Annotated in this window: 20 protein-coding genes and 1 other annotated feature (1 of these 21 running past the window's edge); of the genes, 14 read left to right on the plus strand and 6 right to left on the minus strand. The window is 36.6% G+C overall.

What is annotated here, in order from left to right:
- Positions 1 to 46: 46 nt before the first annotated feature.
- Complete coding sequence (locus FFM65_RS01950; RefSeq protein ID WP_119317387.1) at positions 47 to 334, minus strand: hypothetical protein; 288 nt, start codon at positions 332 to 334, stop codon at positions 47 to 49.
- Between the two features lie 225 nt (positions 335 to 559).
- On the opposite strand from FFM65_RS01950, the gene FFM65_RS01955 reads away from it, so the two are divergent.
- The gene (locus FFM65_RS01955; RefSeq protein WP_119317388.1) at positions 560 to 1078 is read left to right on the plus strand and encodes a hypothetical protein; all 519 of its coding nucleotides are present in this window, start codon (positions 560 to 562) and stop codon (positions 1076 to 1078) included.
- Between the two features lie 32 nt (positions 1079 to 1110).
- Here FFM65_RS01955 and FFM65_RS01960 read toward each other — a convergent pair whose 3' ends face one another.
- The 5 genes from FFM65_RS01960 to FFM65_RS01980 all read right to left on the minus strand — a co-directional run bounded on the left by FFM65_RS01960 (position 1111) and on the right by FFM65_RS01980 (position 8233).
- Positions 1111 to 3195: a KUP/HAK/KT family potassium transporter gene (locus FFM65_RS01960; RefSeq protein WP_119317389.1), complete on the minus strand. Its 2085-nt coding sequence runs from the start codon at positions 3193 to 3195 to the stop codon at positions 1111 to 1113.
- Between the two features lie 124 nt (positions 3196 to 3319).
- Complete coding sequence (locus FFM65_RS01965) at positions 3320 to 5740, minus strand: Xaa-Pro dipeptidyl-peptidase (RefSeq protein WP_119317390.1); 2421 nt, start codon at positions 5738 to 5740, stop codon at positions 3320 to 3322.
- 132 nt (positions 5741 to 5872) lie between these two features.
- The gene (locus FFM65_RS01970; RefSeq protein ID WP_059073749.1) at positions 5873 to 7216 is read right to left on the minus strand and encodes a C1 family peptidase; all 1344 of its coding nucleotides are present in this window, start codon (positions 7214 to 7216) and stop codon (positions 5873 to 5875) included.
- Between the two features lie 24 nt (positions 7217 to 7240).
- Complete coding sequence (gene rpiA / locus FFM65_RS01975) at positions 7241 to 7930, minus strand: ribose-5-phosphate isomerase RpiA (protein WP_119317391.1); 690 nt, start codon at positions 7928 to 7930, stop codon at positions 7241 to 7243.
- Positions 7931 to 8233 (minus strand): GNAT family N-acetyltransferase, encoded by a 303-nt coding sequence (locus FFM65_RS01980; RefSeq protein WP_010018659.1) that lies wholly within the window; start codon positions 8231 to 8233, stop codon positions 7931 to 7933.
- Between the two features lie 131 nt (positions 8234 to 8364).
- Between FFM65_RS01980 and FFM65_RS01985 the strand changes: the two genes are divergently transcribed.
- The 13 genes from FFM65_RS01985 (at position 8365) to rplA (ending at position 18796) form a co-directional block, all read left to right on the plus strand.
- A complete protein-coding gene (locus FFM65_RS01985) occupies positions 8365 to 8907 on the plus strand; it encodes a dCTP deaminase/dUTPase family protein (RefSeq protein ID WP_119317392.1) in 543 nt (180 codons plus the stop codon).
- A gap of 20 nt (positions 8908 to 8927) precedes the next feature.
- Entirely contained in the window at positions 8928 to 10298 is a 1371-nt protein-coding gene (gene radA / locus FFM65_RS01990; protein ID WP_119317393.1) for a DNA repair protein RadA, read from the plus strand.
- Between the two features lie 17 nt (positions 10299 to 10315).
- Positions 10316 to 11605, plus strand: a complete 1290-nt coding sequence (locus tag FFM65_RS01995) for a PIN/TRAM domain-containing protein (protein ID WP_119317394.1) — start codon at positions 10316 to 10318, stop codon at positions 11603 to 11605.
- Positions 11586 to 13082, plus strand: a complete 1497-nt coding sequence (gene gltX / locus FFM65_RS02000) for a glutamate--tRNA ligase (RefSeq protein ID WP_119317395.1) — start codon at positions 11586 to 11588, stop codon at positions 13080 to 13082. The genes FFM65_RS01995 and gltX overlap by 20 nt, the downstream gene beginning before the upstream one ends.
- Before the next feature lie 86 nt (positions 13083 to 13168).
- Positions 13169 to 14575: a cysteine--tRNA ligase gene (cysS, locus tag FFM65_RS02005; RefSeq protein ID WP_119317396.1), complete on the plus strand. Its 1407-nt coding sequence runs from the start codon at positions 13169 to 13171 to the stop codon at positions 14573 to 14575.
- Positions 14568 to 14981 (plus strand): Mini-ribonuclease 3, encoded by a 414-nt coding sequence (locus FFM65_RS02010; RefSeq protein WP_010018666.1) that lies wholly within the window; start codon positions 14568 to 14570, stop codon positions 14979 to 14981. Before cysS ends, FFM65_RS02010 begins: the two co-directional genes overlap by 8 nt.
- On the plus strand, positions 14962 to 15738 hold the full coding sequence (gene rlmB, locus FFM65_RS02015) for a 23S rRNA (guanosine(2251)-2'-O)-methyltransferase RlmB (RefSeq protein WP_119317397.1): 777 nt from the start codon (positions 14962 to 14964) through the stop codon (positions 15736 to 15738). Before FFM65_RS02010 ends, rlmB begins: the two co-directional genes overlap by 20 nt.
- 121 nt (positions 15739 to 15859) lie before the next feature.
- Entirely contained in the window at positions 15860 to 16417 is a 558-nt protein-coding gene (locus FFM65_RS02020) for a sigma-70 family RNA polymerase sigma factor (protein WP_119317398.1), read from the plus strand.
- Positions 16418 to 16487: 70 nt separating this feature from the next.
- Entirely contained in the window at positions 16488 to 16637 is a 150-nt protein-coding gene (gene rpmG, locus FFM65_RS02025; RefSeq protein ID WP_010018670.1) for a 50S ribosomal protein L33, read from the plus strand.
- Positions 16638 to 16650: 13 nt separating this feature from the next.
- Positions 16651 to 16836, plus strand: a complete 186-nt coding sequence (gene secE, locus FFM65_RS02030; RefSeq protein WP_119317399.1) for a preprotein translocase subunit SecE — start codon at positions 16651 to 16653, stop codon at positions 16834 to 16836.
- 95 nt (positions 16837 to 16931) lie between these two features.
- Positions 16932 to 17477: a transcription termination/antitermination protein NusG gene (gene nusG, locus FFM65_RS02035; protein ID WP_057812654.1), complete on the plus strand. Its 546-nt coding sequence runs from the start codon at positions 16932 to 16934 to the stop codon at positions 17475 to 17477.
- A gap of 119 nt (positions 17478 to 17596) precedes the next feature.
- Positions 17597 to 18019: a 50S ribosomal protein L11 gene (gene rplK, locus FFM65_RS02040; protein ID WP_010018673.1), complete on the plus strand. Its 423-nt coding sequence runs from the start codon at positions 17597 to 17599 to the stop codon at positions 18017 to 18019.
- A 96-nt stretch (positions 18020 to 18115) separates the two neighbouring features.
- Entirely contained in the window at positions 18116 to 18796 is a 681-nt protein-coding gene (gene rplA / locus FFM65_RS02045) for a 50S ribosomal protein L1 (protein WP_119317400.1), read from the plus strand.
- Positions 18797 to 18830: 34 nt separating this feature from the next.
- Positions 18831 to 18836: a sequence feature (ribosomal protein L10 leader region), on the plus strand; it runs 114 nt beyond the window's last position.

The following is an 18836-nucleotide window of genomic DNA, read 5'->3' on the forward strand; positions in this document are numbered from 1 at the left end:
AAAAAGGTCTTACTAGAAAAATTAATTCTGGTAAGACCTTTTTTAGTTAAGCTTTAGTAGCTTTTAAAATGTGATGTTGTAAATATTTAGATTCACCATAGCCAGTGTTGATAAAGGAGAATTTTTGAGCATTGTAAATGAAGTTGACTCGATCTTCACCATAAAACTTATCGATGGTTAAATCAGTGATCTCTGAAAAAGGAATAACGATATGGCGCAAGGTCTTCATGCCTCTGACTAAGGTCATTGATAGTTTATCTTTTCCAAACTCATAATCAACATAGCCCTTAAATGTTTCTGAATCGCGTTGAGTAATTTGAATATAAGTGAACATAATAATCACTTGCTTCTTTCTATGACTTGAATTGATCAATGACAAATAAATTAATATCGTTGATTAACTTTGATTATATTTAGTCAATAAAGAAATAAAAGATTGTTAACCCTTTCTATTACAACTTGTCTATTTCAGAGCAATTTCTTTGATATAACGTTTATTTTAATTTAAATTTATTAACGAAATAATAAATGACTAAGAATTTAGAAGTAGGCGGTTAAGATGGAAAAAAGTTTTGCAAGAAAATTGAATTGGAAGCCATTGTTGAATAGTTTGATTTTTGGAGCCGCTATCGGTTCCTTTGTTTATATTGTTTCTAAACATGATTTGACTATGGGAATAACCTTTGGTCTGATAGGATTTTTGATTCAAAGCATAGTGATTTATCCACGCTATTTGCCTAGTCTCTATGGACAATGGAAAATTACCGAAGGAAATGTTTCTTATTACGATTACAGTACTTGGACTAAAAGAATCAAAGCAATTTTCTTACCATTGGCCAAGAAGCAAAAAGTGATTTCCTTCGACGATATTTTGTCCTATTCATTAGTTGTAACTAAGAAGTCTAACAAGTGGACGCCACACTATATCGTCTTAAAAGTCGATGATGGACATGATGTGGCTCTGGACTTATCTTGGAATTTATTGAAGTCAGGTGCCCCACAAAAAGATGTTGAATGGGTAGTCGATTTTATTACTAATAAATTAAATCAAAAGACAGTTAAAGTTTTGCAAGCATAGAAAAAAGCCCTCACATTGTGAAGGCTTTTTTGTTATTCGTCGTCATCGTCATCAATTTCGTCATCAATTTGAATATCTTTCAAAGCGGAACGATCTTTTCTAACAAGACGTAAACGATTAAGTGAGACTTTGCCAAGAACTAGTGGAACACGTTCTTCAACAACATCACTATAGGAAAGTCCAAACCAAGTAGCAGGCGAGATAAATTTCTGCAGAATCAAACGCATATTAATAATGCTCTTATTCAAACTACTGATCTTAGTATCTGGTGAAATAACTTCTTTGATAATAACAAAGGAGAAGTCACCAACTTCACGATCTGGGATAGTTGTATATTTCTGTGGCTGTGGCTTGATTTCACCATTTGACATCATGTCATTAACAACTTGACGAAGGTAGACGTTAACCTTTTGATCAACTCTAAATCCTAAGTATAGTTGTACGCTGACCATATAGTCAGTATCGAAAGTTTCAACACTATAAGCGGCTGTATAAGGTTCATCAGTAACATTAACAGTTACGAACCAATAAACTTGAGCACGTTTAGGACGCTTATCAAGGATTGAATAAAGAATATTCTTCTTGATACGATAACCGTCATGAATCTTAGTCAAATAAACTAAGTTAGTTGTATATAGTGGATAACTAGGATCTTTTCTCAAGTCATTTAATTGATGCTTAAAAGCTAACAAGGAAACGAAATGACTTCTAAATGTATTGTCGTCCTTGAGTCTTTCACCGTATCTCCAAACGAACATAACGATAATAAGCAAAGCAGCGATGAACATGGTAATGTAAGCACCGTGAATGAACTTACTACTGTTAGTTACAAAGAAGATACTTTCAATGATGAAGAAGAAACTAATGATAACGGTGGTAAAGAAGCGGTTAGCACGTTTCATCAACAACCATTGATGCAAGAGGATCGTAGTCATTAACATAGTAATAGTAATTTCTAGACCGTAAGCATTAGACATGTTTTCTGAAGTTTTGAAATAGAAAACAATGAATAAACAAACAACCCAGATAATTGAGTTAACAGTTGGAATATAAAGTTGACCCTTGAAATTTGTAGGATAATAAGTCTTCAGACGAGGGAACATTCTTAACTTCGTAGCTTCTGATACTAGGGTATACGAACCAGAAATCAAAGCTTGAGAAGCAATGATGGCTGCCAAAGCTGATAAAAAGATTCCAAAGAGTCTAAAATCAGCTGGGATAGATTGGTAGAAAGGATTCATGGAAGAACCCATTTGTTGCAAACTGTGATTATCACGAACACCAATTATCCAAGCAGCTTGACCTAAGTAACTAAGCAATAAACAAATCTTTACAAAAGGCCAACTAGTATAAATATTAGGACGACCAACGTGTCCCATATCGGAGTACAAAGCTTCAGCACCAGTAGTAGCCAAGAAGATACTACCTAAAATGAAAACTCCTCTGATGTTAACAGGACTTCTGAGCAATTCAAAAGCATAATAAGGGTTCAAGGCTCTGATGATAGTCCAATCTGACGATAGGTTGAAAATACCAATTACGCCTAAGAAGCCAAACCAAATCAGCATGATAGGACCAAAAGCACGTCCGATAAGTTGTGTCCCAAATCTTTGAATGAAGAAGAGGGTCGACAAGATGATGATTGTTACAATAATAACTTGGTTTTGGGTGCTGATTAAGACCATGTTACTGATTTTAATACCCTTTAGCCCTTCAATCGCAGCAGTAACGGTAACAGCTGGAGTCATCATACCATCGGCTAAGAAAGTTGCTCCACCAATCATTGCTGGAATGATTAACCATTTAGCACGTTTTCTAACCAAGGTGTAGAGGGCAAAGATACCACCTTCACCACGGTTATCGGCACGTAGAGCAATCAAAACATACTTGATTGTCGTTACCAAAGTCAGTGTCCAGAAAATTAATGAAACACTACCTAAAATAAAATTAGTGGACATTTTTTCTAGTCCACCATTCCCAACCATCAAAGAATGCATAACATATAGAGGAGATGTACCAATGTCCCCATAGACGATTCCTAAAGCAATTAAGAATCCAGCTATGCTCATCTTTGAATGGGGGTTATTTTTCAAAGAATTCAGTTGTGTCTTTTCCATATAAATAATCTCCAAAATTAAACAGTTCAACCGGAATTATAACATTGAAATTGATAGTATGAAACCACATAATTTTGGTCTAGTGAGATTCCATATATATCAAGGCATTTATGAACTTTTGGTACTATTTGTGAATTGGAACGATCAATGATGAATCTTTGGTTTGAACTGTATATTTAATATCTTGATTACCACGAACCGTCATTCCAAAATCAGTTGCATAGACGATTAAGCCAAGTTGATGTCCCTTTAGTAGCTTATAAAATGTCGGTTGTAATTCAACACTCACATTATAAAAAACATTTGGTTTTAGTTCATCTACTTTATAATTGTTTTCGCGATTTTGTAAATTAAGATGACCTTTAGATATCATTTTGAAAGGAGTTTCCTTACCGTAAGTAAATTCACGTAAGTCATCTTCACGCCAATCATAGGTTCCAGCTAAGCTATTCTTAGAAATTAGTGTTGGTGAAACGTTTAATCGTTTAGCTAATCCGTAGTCGACTAGTTGAAAACTTAAAAGACCAATATTTTGGCTAGAAGAAACTTTCAAATTAACTAGTGTTTTACCATCAATCGTTAAATTGTTATCTAATGGTGCAGTCTTAAAGAGTAGACGATTCTCAAGTAACTTCTCATTAGAAGATAGTAGTTCATTTTCCCAAGTATCGTTATGCTTAGCATAAAAATCAAAGGACTTTTTGTCTAATTGGTCATTGAAAGATAATTCTTGCTTTTTGGAAGCATCAGTAGTTAATTTATCATTTGATAAATTGTATTTGATTTGCTCATTTTCACTGTTAGCCCAGTCTTGATAGCTATTCCAAGTTTCTGCTTTTGTGTTGTCCTGAATGATAACATTAGGAATTATTTCCTTAGCCTGATTATCTACTCCAAGTAGTTCATGAGTGAGCCATAGGTTAATGATATCGTTATAGTCGATTGATCTGAAAGCATTGATGTAGATATGTTGTCCTTGATGTAAAATCAGTTTTTGCGTAACGCCGTTATGTTTGATGCCGTTCCACAAGCGTTCAACATTTCTTGGCTTGACATTCCAATCATTAAGACCATGGACCATGAAGACATCGGCAGTGATGTTTTTGAAGTTTTTGTGGTAATTTCTAGCATCCCAAAAGGTGTTGTAATTGCCAGTTGTTCGATCTTGTCCGTGGTTGATTTTTTCGATTTGTTCTTTCCAAGTATCTTTAACATTATGGAAGTCACCAGGTTGAAGACGACGACTGAATGTTTCCTCAGCTAAGACATCAGCATCTTCACCAGGAAATCCACCAGGAGCGATAACAAGTCCACCGTCACGGTAGTAGTCATACCAACTAGAAATAGCAGCCTCACTGATGATTGTCTTCAAGCCGTAAACACCGGTTGTTGCTGCGGCGGTGGCCAAGGTTCCTAAATATGATCTACCCGTCATAGCGATACGTTTGTTAGACCACCAAGCTTTAATTTCGATATTGTCGATACGATTAGTAAAAGCAGGCAATTCGCCAGTCAACCATTTAATGATAGAAATAGTTGAAGTAGTTTCGTCAGGATCACCAGTAGTTCTTAGGCCTTCGGAATCTTTGGTTCCAATTCCTGCCATGTAGACGACCGCAAAGCCTCGAGCTAAGAAATAGTCATTCATTGTATAAGAACTTTCACGAGAAAAATCTTCTTCAGCTCGCTTAGTTTGACCATTAATGACACGTGGATGAGGGAGCTTTGTTGATGATTCGTGATACTCAATATCGCTGTATTGTAGGTTGTTAGGCTCTTTGTGTTGAAGCGCTACGTTAACGTTATGAGTTAGTTTTTCGCCGGTTTCATCGTTGGTTCCTTGATTGTAAGGACTGGCTGTGTAAAGAACGGGAACTTTTAAGCCGTTCTCAGTGGCTTGAGGACGCAAAACTTCAGCTTTTAATAAATCACGTTTGCCGTCGTGGTCAGTATCTTGAGGAGATTCAACGTAAACGACCTCACGAATTAATTTATGGGGATCAAAAACAGGTAAGGTTTTGCCGTTGAATAATAAGGGATGGTTAACTTTGCCATAGAATTTTACGAAAAAACCTTTGGTAGCTAAAAAGTCGATGAAGGTTTGACCATTTTTATTATGAGTGGCTAATAACCAATACCAAGCTGATTTTAATTCATCTATCGAAAATGAATCGGTGTTGTGATCAGCAATCATTAATTGAATCTTTTTCATTGCACCTAAGGGATCACTAAAACTGAAATCTACATCTGGATTAAATTTTAGTAATTGTAAAGCGACATTATAAAAAGCGCTGACAGAAACATTTGTTGCAGAATCTAAGTATTCATTTAAATTCAAAGAGTCAGTTGCCATATAGGTTTTTAATTTTTCCTCAAAAGCTGATGATGTTTTAGCTTCTAAAAAACTTTTGCTTAAAAAACTTTTCCATAATTTGATTGGATCGGTCTCTGATTCGTTATCTTTATCTAGAAAGCCGATTGTTTGAAGTTCAACCAATTGATCTTTGTATTCAGTTGGACGAATTGCAAATTGATTATTTTTCATTAAACAGACAACTCCTTCTTTGATATTAATTTCATTATAAGACAGTGAAAGGGTTTTACATAGATATTACGATAGAATTTGGGTACACAAAAACCTCGCTAGAATATCTAACGAGGTTAATTGACTTAATAGTTAGGCAAGAGCACCCATTGGATCCCATGGTGCAAGAACTTTAGGTTCTTTGGATTCTTTTTCGAAAGTATCCTTCAAATCTTCTGGTAGATACTTCTTGTTGATAACTAGTTGATAAACGTATTCGTCAAACCATGAGTCACTCATAACAAAGTAACCCTTGTTTCCGACTTTTTCACCCCATGAGTTTTCAACTTTCCACTTCAATGGGTTGCCGTTTTCGTCCAAATCAACACCGGTGATAACCATAGCGTGAGTCATCATACTTTCGATGTAGTCAAGACGTTCTGCCTTAGTCATTGAAAGATCAGTGTTTAGCAAGCCTTCAAGATCATAGATATTTGTATCCATGATACCAATCTTACGATCAGAACTTTGACCAACATCACTACCGAACCAAACTGTTTCACCAGCTTGAAGTTGTTTGATGGCTAATTTCTTGAAGTCATTGATTTCAAGATTCAAGTGACGAACTTGACGACCACCAACGACGTTACCAAGCATTTCAACCGTATAGACGTGATTGTATGGTTTGTCAGCTGTTGGAGCATTGATAGTTGAGATGTAGCTGTCTAAGTCCCAACCAACGTATTTCTTGAAGAATTCTTGAGGTGTAATACCAACTTCCTTGTGATAGTTCTTATCGTCATCACGGTAAGCCCAGTCAAACTTAGTTGGAGGAACGCCGACTGTGTAAACTAAAATCTTGTAGATTTCGCTTAATAGTTCGTTCTTTTTACGTTCAATGTCTTCTTCTGATTTGTTGTCGTTAACTAAGTTACGTAAGATGATGGCACCTTTACGTAATTTCTTGTTAAGAACGTTGTTTAGTTCAGATGAATTTTTACGACTGAAAGTATCAGGCATAACGCTCTTAGGAACTAATCCATATTTTTGAACAAGTGCCATGACCATATCCCATTGACCACCATCTTGTTGAGGTGTTGTCATTAAGAAGTCAACTTTGCGGTCACCTGTTGGAAGGGCGGCAGTGTTAATAACATTTTCGAAGAAGTAGTTAGATTTTTCTAACTTATCCCAGAAAAGCATGTAACCTTGTGACAATTCAAAGCCCTTGATTTTGAATTCATTTTGAACAGGGTGTCTCATAGTATTCAAAGCAGCGAAGACCCAGCAGAGTCCAGAACGCATTTGGTCAGCAACTTTACCAGTGTCTAGTTCGACTGAAAAAGTTGGATCCATAGCAATTTTAGATTCGATAGTTTCACTTGATTTGAAAAGTCCGTTGTTGATTACAGCGTTTTTGATAGCTGCTGAAGCGGGTGTTTTTTCAAATGCTGTTTGAAAATTAGTTAAATCTGATGATGTAATTTCTTTAGTCATGCAATATTCTCCTCTGTTTGAAATTTATCTGATATTATCGATTACTTTTGGACCATCCTCATAACCGACGATAATAGTATTAACTATATCAAGAAATAGGCCATGTGCAACTATTCCAACTTGGTGATCTAACCAGTCAGCTAAAAGATGAGGATGATTGATCGTACCAACTTTTAAGTCGATAACGTAATTTTTGTTGTGAGTTAAGACACGTTTGCCATTTTCATCGAGACGAAATTCTGGCTTTAAATCTTCTTTTTGCAAGTCTTCAAAAGTCTTTTCGCAACCAAATGGAATTACTTCCAAAGGTAGTGGAAAACTACCCAATGTATCGGCCATTTTCGATTGATCAACGATCCAAATATTTTTAATTGAGTTAGTAGCAACCATCTTTTCTAGCAAGTGGGCAGCACCGCCACCCTTGATTCCTTGATAGTTTTTGTCGATTTGATCAGCACCATCAATTGTTAAGTCGATGTGGTCAACGTCGTTCAAATCTTTGGTTGGAATGCCTAAAGATTGAGCTTGTTTTTCAGAACGGGATGAAGTAGTTACAGCAACGATATTCTTGATTTCGCCACTTTGATATCTTTTACCCAATTCTTCAATCATATAGTAAACAGTAGAACCTGTACCTAGACCAACTACGGTATTACTCTTGATGTAATCAACAGATTTAACACCAACGGCTTTTTTTAATTCATCTTGATTCAACTAATTTTCCCCCTTCAATAGCTCTTGGTAATTGTCAGCTAAAAGAAATCTGATTTCTGGCTTTTTTTCAAAAGCAGCTTTGGCATATTCACAGACTGGAACTACTTTGAGACCCTTTAAGTCAGAAAAATCCAACATAGCATTCAAAAGTTTACCAGCTAGACCTTGACCTCGATAATTGTCGTCAACGTAGGTGTGATCGATTGAGACAACACCATCTTTAACAGTTGAGTAAGTGATTTCTCCAATCATTTTGTCGTTGTCTTCGAAGTAGAAACGACCGTCCTCATGTTTCATTTCCATATAATTACCTCCTGCTAGATTAATTTAATTTTATATTACTCTATTATAAGTAGAAAGTCAGTGTAATGAATAGTTTTATAGCGTCTAAAATGCTATTATTTTAGTTATCTAATGCTGAAGGAGTTTTCGATTTGACAAAAAAACGTGGATTTGAAATTGTGAAAAAATACGAGGGACAAGGTATTAATTTGCCAGTTCGTCAGACTAAAAACGCTGCTGGTTATGATATTGAAAGTGCAGAGGATTTCGTAGTACCTTCAATCTGGAAATTTGGAGTTTTGAATGTTTTGAAGTTTATTTTGAACAAGGGTAAGATGGACGATTCAAAACTTGCTGAAGTTCAAAAATCAATCAAGCCAGTTCTAGTTCCAACGGGTATCAAAGCTTACATGCAAGATGACGAGGTTTTGATCATTGCCAGTCGTTCCAGCAATCCTTTGAAACGTGGACTTTCGATTCCTAATGGTATTGGTGTAGTTGACGCAGACTACTATAATAATGATAGTAATGAAGGTGAATTGTTCGTTCAATTGATCAACTTTTTCCCTATGGATTATAAGGTTAAAAAAGGTGAACGATTGGCTCAAGGAATTTTTATTAAATATCTTACAACCGATGATGATGAAGGTGGATTAAAGAAACGCCTTGGTGGATTTGGTTCTTCAGGAATATAATTAAGAAAGGAACTATTTTATTGGCTAAAGCTAAAACAAAATTCGTATGTCAAAATTGTGGCTACGTCTCACCGAAATATTTAGGTCGTTGTCCTAATTGTGGTGTTTGGAATCAAATGGTTGAAGAAGTCGATCAAGCAACTGTCAAAGCCAGCGCTACACCTAGTCGTCGTGTGAGTGATTTGGAATCTAAACCAGTTAAAATTGGGGACGTTTCTTTTGAAAAAGAGCCTCGAATCAAAACTGATATGGACGAATTGAATCGAGTACTCGGTGGCGGAATCGTGCCGGGTTCTTTGATTTTGATTGGTGGAGATCCAGGAATTGGTAAATCAACGCTTTTGACTCAAGTTTCGGGACAACTTCAGAAGACCGGTGGCAAAGTTTTGTACGTTTCCGGTGAAGAGAGTGCCTCACAAATTAAAATGCGAGCTGATCGTCTAGGTATTAAGGGTGATAATTTATACATTTACCCACAGACTGATATGAGTTACATTCGTCAAACTATCGATGATATGAAACCAGATTTCTTGATTATCGATTCTGTGCAGACAATGGATGAACCAGAGATATCTTCTGCTGTTGGTAGTATTTCCCAAATTCGTGAGGTAACGGCTGAATTGATGAATATTGCTAAACAACAAAATATCACTGTCTTTGTTGTAGGGCACGTGACTAAAGGTGGCGCTATCGCTGGTCCAAAGATTTTGGAACACATGGTAGATACAGTGTTGTATTTTGAAGGAGATACTCATCATAGTTATCGAATTTTACGTTCCGTCAAGAACCGTTTTGGTTCAACTAACGAAATTGGTATTTTTGAGATGCGGACGAAAGGATTAGTTGAAGTGGCTAACCCCTCAGAGATTTTCTTAGAAGAACGTTTAGCCAATGCCAATGGTTCTGCGGTGGTAGTTTCAATGGAAGGAACAAGACCAATTTTGGTTGAGATTCAATCTTTGATTACCCCAACTGTTTTTGGCAATGCTAAGAGAACTGCGACTGGATTAGATCACAATCGAGTTTCTGTTATCATGGCGGTACTAGAAAAACGTGGTAATTTGATGCTCCAAAACCAAGATGCTTATTTGAAATCAACCGGTGGCGTAAAATTAGATGAACCGGCAATCGATTTGGCTTTGGCAATGTCAATTGCTTCTAGTTACAAAAATATGGGCATACCTGGAACTGATTGCTTTGTTGGTGAAGTTGGCTTGACGGGTGAAGTTAGACGAGTCAATCGAATCGATCAACGTGTCAATGAAGCGGAAAAACTCGGTTTCAAACGAATCTTTATTCCTAAGAATAATCTTGGCGATTGGTCAAAAGATAATAAGATTCAAATCATCGGTGTCAGTACCGTGTCAGACGCTATGAACAAAATATTCTAAAAATTAAGGAGGTTTTTATGCGAAAAATTGTAATAAATATAGTTTTTGCTTTGCTAGGTATTGCAGTCGGAATTACGATTTTACCTAGTTTGTGGGAAATTTTCGGTTTAGCAGGAATTGCTTTTATCAATAACGGCTATTTTGAAGGACTTATTGGATGTATTATATTTTATTTTTTGTCGTTCTTGTTTGTTAGACCAATTATGGATTTGAACCAAAAAATTGAAAAATATCTAAATTCTAGATCACCTGGTTGGATCATTTATGGTGCAACTTTTCTAATCGTAGGTCTAGTTTTGGCAAATATCATTTCAATTCCTTTTTACATGATGCACAATATGTTTTCTAATGTGATTCCGGTAATTTTAATGATTGTCTTTGGTTGGATTGGTTTTCGAATGGGAACTAGTCGTCGAAATGACTGGACTAATTTCTCCATTACTAAACGAAATAACAAAGCTAATGATAAGAGCGACCAGATTGCTGCTGAAGGTGAAGTAACTCGTCGTTCTGCCAAAAAAGATTTTTATCCATATAAGATTTTGGATACTTCAGTAATTATTGATGGTCGGATTCACCAATTAGCTGAAACTGGCTTTTTGGAAGGTAAGTTGATGATTCCGGATTTTGTTGTTCATGAATTGCAATTAATTTCCGATTCCAGCGATAGCCAAAAGCGTGAACGTGGACGTCGTGGTTTGGACATTTTGAACGAAATGAAAATGGATCAAACTATTAATTATGAAACAACAACGCGAGATTATGATAATATACCAGAAGTTGACATGAAATTACTTAAATTAGCCAAAGAAATTGGTGGTGCCGTCATGACAAATGATTATAATTTAAGTAAGGTAAGTGAATTTCAAAATGTTCAGGTACTTAACATTAACGAACTAGCCAAAGTCTTGAAACCAATGATTTTGCCAGGAGAGGCAATGACTGTTAAAGTTATAAAAGAGGGTACTGAAAGAGAGCAAGGTGTCGCATACCTAGAAGATGGTACGATGGTCGTTGTTGAAGAAGGTAAATACTTTATCAATAAAGACGTCGAAGTCATCGTAACTAGTGCATTGCAAACTGATGCTGGTAAAATGATATTTGCAAAGCCTAAACATTCAATACATGGTATCCAGGAAAAGAGTAGTGCCAAGGAGAATTCAAACAACCATAACGGTAACAATAACCATAACGGCGGTAACCGCAATAATGGAAATCGTAACCGTAACAATGGCAACCGGAATTCGAATAAAAACAACTCGAGAAATAAAAGGGGAGAACACAGAAATGGCAAAAAAGTCAGATAATAAAATTCGTGTAAGATATGCACCAAGTCCAACAGGTCACTTGCACATTGGGAATGCTAGAACAGCTATCTTTAACTACTTGTTCGCACGTAGTCACAAGGGAACTTTCGTTATCCGTATTGAAGATACAGATACAAAGAGAAACGTTAAAGGTGGAACAAAGAGTCAACTAGAAAACCTTAAATGGCTTGGCGTTGATTGGGATGAAGGTCCAGATGTCGGTGGTGACTATGGTCCATATCGTCAATCAGAAAGAAAAGAAATTTATCAAAAATACATTGATGAATTACTAGAAAAAGGTTTAGCTTACAAATCATATCTGACTGAAGAACAACTACAAGCAATGCGTGAGGATCAAGAAGCTCACGGACAAATGCCTCACTACGAATACGAATTCGAAGGTATGTCTGACGAAGAGAAAGCTGCTAAGATCAAAGAAGCAGAAGATGCTGGTGTTCAACCAGTTGTTAGATTCCACGTACCAGTTGGTAAGAACTACGAATGGGACGATATCGTAAAGGGTAAAGTTTCAATTGGTTCAGATACTATCGGTGGAGATTGGGTTATCCAAAAACGTGATGGTATGCCAACTTACAACTTTGCGGTTGTTATTGATGACCATTTGATGGAAATCAGTCATGTTCTTCGTGGTGATGATCACGTTGCCAACACACCAAAACAATTGATGATTTACGATGCCTTAGGCTGGGAAGCTCCAAAATTCGGTCATATGACATTGATCATCAATACTGAAACTGGTAAGAAACTAAGTAAACGTGATGAATCAATCCTACAATTTATCGAACAATATCGTGAATTAGGTTACCTACCAGAAGCTATGTTCAACTTCATTACACTTCTAGGCTGGTCACCAGTTGGTGAAGACGAATTATTTACTCGCAAACAATTTATCAAGATTTTTGACGAACACCGTTTGAGTAAATCACCTGCCAAATTCGACCAAAAGAAACTAGAATGGGTCAACAACCAATACGTTAAACACGCTGATGTTAGTGAAATCACTGACTTAGTACTTGCTAACTTGATTGAAGCAAAACGTGTCCAAGAAAATCCAAGCACTGATGAAATTCAATGGGTAAGACATTTGACAGAACTATACATGCCACAAATGTCATATACTCAACAAATCGTTGACTTGGCTGATGTTTTCTTCAACCAACCAGAACACTTAACAGATGATGAACAAAAAGAATTAGCTGACGATGATGCTAAGACTGCTATTGAAGACTTGAAAGGTAAGTTAGAAAAATTGCCACGTTTCACAGCTGCTCAAATCATGGATGCTATTCAATCAGTTCGTGCTGATACTGGTGTTAAGGGTAGAAAACTATACATGCCAGCTAGAATTGCTGCTACTAGAACAATGCATGGTCCAGCAATTGCTGAAACTATCGAATTGTTTGGTAAAGAACAAGCTCTTGCAAATATCGACAAGACTTTGAACGAAATGAAATAAAGCGCGAAAAAAACTAAAAGAAAAGAAAAAGAGGTTGAAGGAAAACTTAGTTTGCCTCCAAGCTCTTTTTTATATAGGTGAAGATTATGTTGAAAATTTTCAATACATTGACCCGTGAAAAAGAAGAATTTAAACCAATAACACCTAATCAAGTCAACATGTACGTCTGTGGTCCTACCGTGTACAACTACATTCACATTGGTAATGCTCGTTCGATCGTAGCATTTGATACAGTTCGTCGTTATTTGGAATTTTTAGGCTACAAGGTAAAATTTGTATCTAACTTCACTGATGTTGATGACAAAATGATTAAAGAAGCTAATCGTGAAGGAATCACTGTTCCAGAAGTTGCTAATCGTTTTATCAAAGCCTTTTATGAAGATATTGCCGCTATCAATGTTCAAAAAGCGACTATCAATCCTAGAGCTACTGACAATATTCAAGATATTATCGACTTTGTCAAAGTTTTAATTGATAAAGGCTATGCTTATGAATCTGATGGGGATGTCTTTTATCGAGCTAGAAAGTTTAAACATTACGGAGAGCTTTCTGACCAAAATATCGATCAATTAGTTGAAGGTGCCAGTGAACACATTGGTGAAGCTGAATTTGATAAGAAACAAGATCCAATCGACTTCGTGCTTTGGAAAAAAGCTAAACCAGGTGAAATCAAATGGGACTCTCCTTGGGGTGAGGGTCGTCCAGGTTGGCACATTGAATGTTCAGTAATGTCGACTAAATATTTAGGCGAGACCTTTGACATTCACGGTGGTGGTCAAGATTTAGAGTTCCCACACCATGAAAATGAAATTGCTCAAAGTGAAGCTAAGACGGGCAAGAAATTTGTTAATTATTGGATGCACAATGGCTTCGTAACAGTTGAAAACAATGAAAAAATGAGTAAGTCACTCGGCAACTTTGTCACAGTTCATGATTTAGTTAAGAAGACGAACCCACAAGTTTTGAGATTCTTCCTTTCATCAACTCATTACCGTCGTCCACTCGAATATTCCCAAGCTAATTTGCAAAAAGCTGCCGATAATTTGGACAAGATCAAGACAGCTTATAACAATTTGAAATTCAGATTGGATGATGCTAAAGATACGGATGATGCAGAAATTGCTACTCAAACACAAGACATTATTGAAGACTTTAAGACTGCCATGAATGATGACTTTAACGTTCAAAATGGTTTGACAGAAATCTTTAATTTGGTCAGTTTGGCTAACAACTATTCGTCAAGAGATACGGTTGCTAAAAATGCTGTAAATGTTATCCTAAAAGCTATGGCTGATTTGACAAGTATTCTCGGAATCAACTTGGATAGTCAACAAGACCTTTCTGAAGAAATTCAACAAATGGTCGATCAACGTGACCAAGCTCGTGCCGATAAAGATTTTGCTACGAGTGATAAATTACGTGACCAACTAAAAGATATGGGCGTAATCTTAGAAGATACCCCTCAAGGAACACGGTGGCATATTAATGACTGATGTTAAGAAATTTAATGGTGTAACTTTGGCTTATTTAGGCGACGCTGTTTATGAAGTATTTATTCGTGAACATTTGTTGTCCAAAAATATCGTCAAAGTAAATGAATTACAACACCAAGCCAAACATTACGTATCAGCGAAAGCTCAAGCTTCATTGATAACTTTGATGCTCGATAACGATGTTTTGACTGAACAAGAAGTAAGGATTTACAAGAACGGGCGTAATGCCAAGAAGCAAACTAAAGCAAAGAATACAAGTGTTGTCACTTATCATATGTCCACTGGTTTTGAAGCCGTCTTTGGTTACTTGGATATTACTGGAGACAAAGAACGTGTTAAAGAACTTGCATTGTGGTGTATAAATGAAGTAGAAAGTGGTGCAGCAGATGACCGGAAATTCGAATAGAAATAATAACAGTGAAGAAAAAGAATTAGTTTATGGAGTTCATTCAGTAATTGAATTATTGAAATCTTCAACAGCTGATCAACGTGTCAATAAAGTTTTAGTTCAAAAGGGACTTTCAAGTGAACACATCGCAGAAGCTATTAAATTAGCTAAACGTGACCGTTTGATCGTTCAAGAAGTACCTAAGAACAAGTTGGATGATATTAGTGAGGGTGGCAATCACCAAGGAATGGCAGCCTATATTGCCCCTTATCAATACGCTGAAATGCAAGACATCTTTGACAATGCCAAGAAGAAAAATGAAGATCCTTTTATTTTGATTTTGGATAAAATTGAAGATCCTCATAATCTCGGTTCAATCATGCGTACAGCCGATGCTGTAGGAGTTCATGGAATCATCGTGCCAAAGCATCGTTCAACTGGACTTACTTCAACCGTTGCTAAGACTTCAACGGGTGCTATTGAATACGTGCCAGTGGTCCGTGTAACTAACCTAGTTAATACGATCAAAGACTTGAAGAAGAAAAATGTCTGGGTCTTTGGTACAGCTATGGAAGGTGACAATTACCGTAACTGGAATGCCAAAGGAGCAGTTGCTCTAATCATTGGTAACGAAGGTAAAGGAATCTCACCACTAGTTCTCAAACAAGCTGATCAAACTTTGAATATTCCGATGGTCGGACACGTGCAAAGTTTGAATGCTTCCGTTGCGACTGGTATTTTGTTGTATCAAGCTTTTGCTTCCAGAAATGCGTAATTTATATTAAACGAATGATTAAATTTCATTCGTTTTTTTTGTAAACAAATGTTCTCTTTTAATGCGGGAAATAGCAATGTTATTCTAAAAATATAAAATTATTCCCACAATAACACACTAAATGTATAGCCTAGAATCACTATGGATTGAACAAGTCAGAACTAATAGAGATTCACCAGCCCTAGATAAACTAGTGAAGAAATATCATCCGATGATCGATAATTTAGCTAAGCATTATTACATTGTTGGCTTTGATCGTGAAGACTGGTATCAAGAGGCTTTTATTACTTGTTATGAGACTTGCCAAATTTTTGATGGCACCAGTGGCTCGAGATTTGGTAGCTTCTTTAAGATGAAATTTGAACGGCGAGTTATTGATTTGATCAGACGCGAAAATGCGAGTAAGAGAAAAATCAATGGAATGACAGAGCCTTTAGAAGTTCATCCTAATCAACAACCAATTGACGGTCATCGTTACTTAATAGAAGTAAAAGATCAAGTTGAAATCTTGACTAAAAGTATGAGTAAACTGGAATTAACAGCGATGCAATTCATCTTAGGCAAGATAACTATGGAACAAGCTTGTAAGAAAGAGTCGTGTACTCCTAAAAAAATTCAAAATGCGATTTATCGCTTGAAATATCTGATTTTGAAACGAGACGATACAGATTTGTCATGAGTTTGCAATGGACAAACAACCTTCCAGAGTTTACAATTAATAAGATTAAGAATAGATTTTGGAGATAAACATGGGATTAAGAAAAGTCGCATTAGCTTGCACTGTTTGTGGTTCACGTAACTACACAATCAGCGAGAACCCAAACCGCACAGAACGTCTAGAAGTTAAAAAGTTCTGTAAGCACTGTGGAAAACACACGTTACATAAAGAAACAAGATAAGCTGGAGGAACAAATGAAACTATTTAAATTTTTTGGTAGTGTCAATAAAGAAATGAAATTAGTTGTTTGGCCTACATTTAAAGAAAATAAGCGTGATACATGGACTGTTATCGCTACATCATTAATGTATGCAATCTTCTTTGCCATAGTTGATTGGGGTCTAATTAAACTATTACAAACCTTTATCATGGGTAAATAGATTGTAAGAATGCTAAAAATTTGCTATGATATTAGCAATCAGAAAAACTTCGACTGTGGTTCGGAGTTTTTTTATTTTGAATTTTGGAGGAAATTATGGCTGAAGCTGGCGAAAAACAATGGTATGTTTTGCATACCTATTCAGGATATGAAAACAAAGTTAAGGAAAATCTAGAATCACGTGCTCAATCAATGGGTATGGAAGATTACATTTTCCAAGCAGTTGTTCCTGAAGAAGAAGAAACAAAAATGAAAAACGGTAAAGAAAAGAAAGAAATGGAAAAAACTTTCCCTGGTTACGTTTTAGTACAAATGGTTATGAGTGATGAATCATGGTTTATCGTTCGTAATACACCAGGCGTTACTGGATTTGTCGGCAGTCACGGTTCAGGTAGTAAGCCTGCACCACTATTACCCGAGGAAATTGATAGCATCATGAAACAATACGGCATGAATGCTAATAAGCCATCTGACTTTGAAGTTGGCGAAACAGTTAATATTACTGATGGTGCCTTTTCAGATACAACTGGTAAGATCACTGAAATCGATGATGAACACAGAAAACTTAAAGTTGACGTTGATATGTTTGGACGTATGACTTCAGCTGAACTTGATTTCACATCAGTTGAAAAACAAAAATAGTTATTGAAAAGACTAGTAGGCCGTGCTACTATATAACGGTATGTTTTTGACACATACATGTGGGAGAGAAAATTTTTATTCTCATCATGACCACATCACGGAACAAGGAGGTATGCACCGTGGCTAAAAAAGTTGCTAACGTAGTAAAATTACAAATCCCTGCTGGACAGGCTACTCCAGCTCCTCCAGTTGGTCCTGCACTAGGACAAGCTGGTATTAACATTGTTGCCTTTACAAAGGACTTCAATGCACGTACACAAGATCAAAAGGGTATGATTATCCCTGTTGTTATCTCAGTATACGAAGACCGTTCATTCGATTTCGTTACTAAGACACCACCAGCTGCAGTTCTATTGAAGAAAGCTGCTGGCGTTGAAAAGGGCTCTGGCGAACCTAACACAAACAAGGTTGCCACAGTTACTGAAGACCAAGTTCGCGAAATTGCTGAAACCAAGATGAAAGACCTAAACGCTGCTAGTGTTGAATCTGCAATGCGTATGGTTGCTGGTACTGCAAGAAGTATGGGCTTTGAAGTAAAGTAAAAGACTAGATTGAGCAGTTTACAAAGAATGTGAAAGCATTCTTAACAAGTGGGAGGGGAAAACCCCGTAAGACCACAAAGCAAGGAGGAACTTAGCATGGCTAAGCATGGAAAAAAATATACAGAAGCATTAAAACAAGTAGATAAAAACAAAAGTTATACTGCTGAAGAAGCTGTAGAACTATTGAAGAAAGTTGACTACGCTAAATTCGATGCAACTGTTGAAGTTGCTATCAATTTGGATGTTGATCCTAAACAAGCTGATCAACAAATTCGTGGTGCTATCGTACTACCTAACGGTACAGGTAAAACTCAAAAGGTTATCGTCTTCGCTGAAGGACAACAAGCTAAGGATGCAGAAGCAGCCGGCGCTGATATCGTTGGTTCAGACGACCTTGTAGAAAAGATTCAAGACGGCTGGTTGGACTTTGACGTTGCCGTTGCTACACCACCTATGATGGCCAAAGTTGGTCGTTTAGGTCGTGTTCTTGGACCTAAAGGTTTGATGCCTAACCCTAAGACAGGTACAGTTACAATGGATGTTACAAAGGCTGTTAATGATATTAAAGCCGGACAAGTTACATACCGTGTAGATTCAAATGGTCTTATCCACGCACCAATCGGTAAGATGTCATTTGATACAAACAAGATCGTAGAAAACTTCAATTCATTCTACGGTACAATTGCTAAAGCACGTCCTGCATCATTGAAGGGTAACTATATTGTCAGTGTAAACATGACATCTACATTTGGACCTGGTCTAAAGATCAACGCTTAATAAGTGTTGACTAATTACCAAAATAATGATAAATTATCAT

The sequence above is a fragment of the Companilactobacillus formosensis genome (assembly GCF_005405305.1).
In the GTDB taxonomy this organism is placed as follows: domain Bacteria; phylum Bacillota; class Bacilli; order Lactobacillales; family Lactobacillaceae; genus Companilactobacillus; species Companilactobacillus formosensis.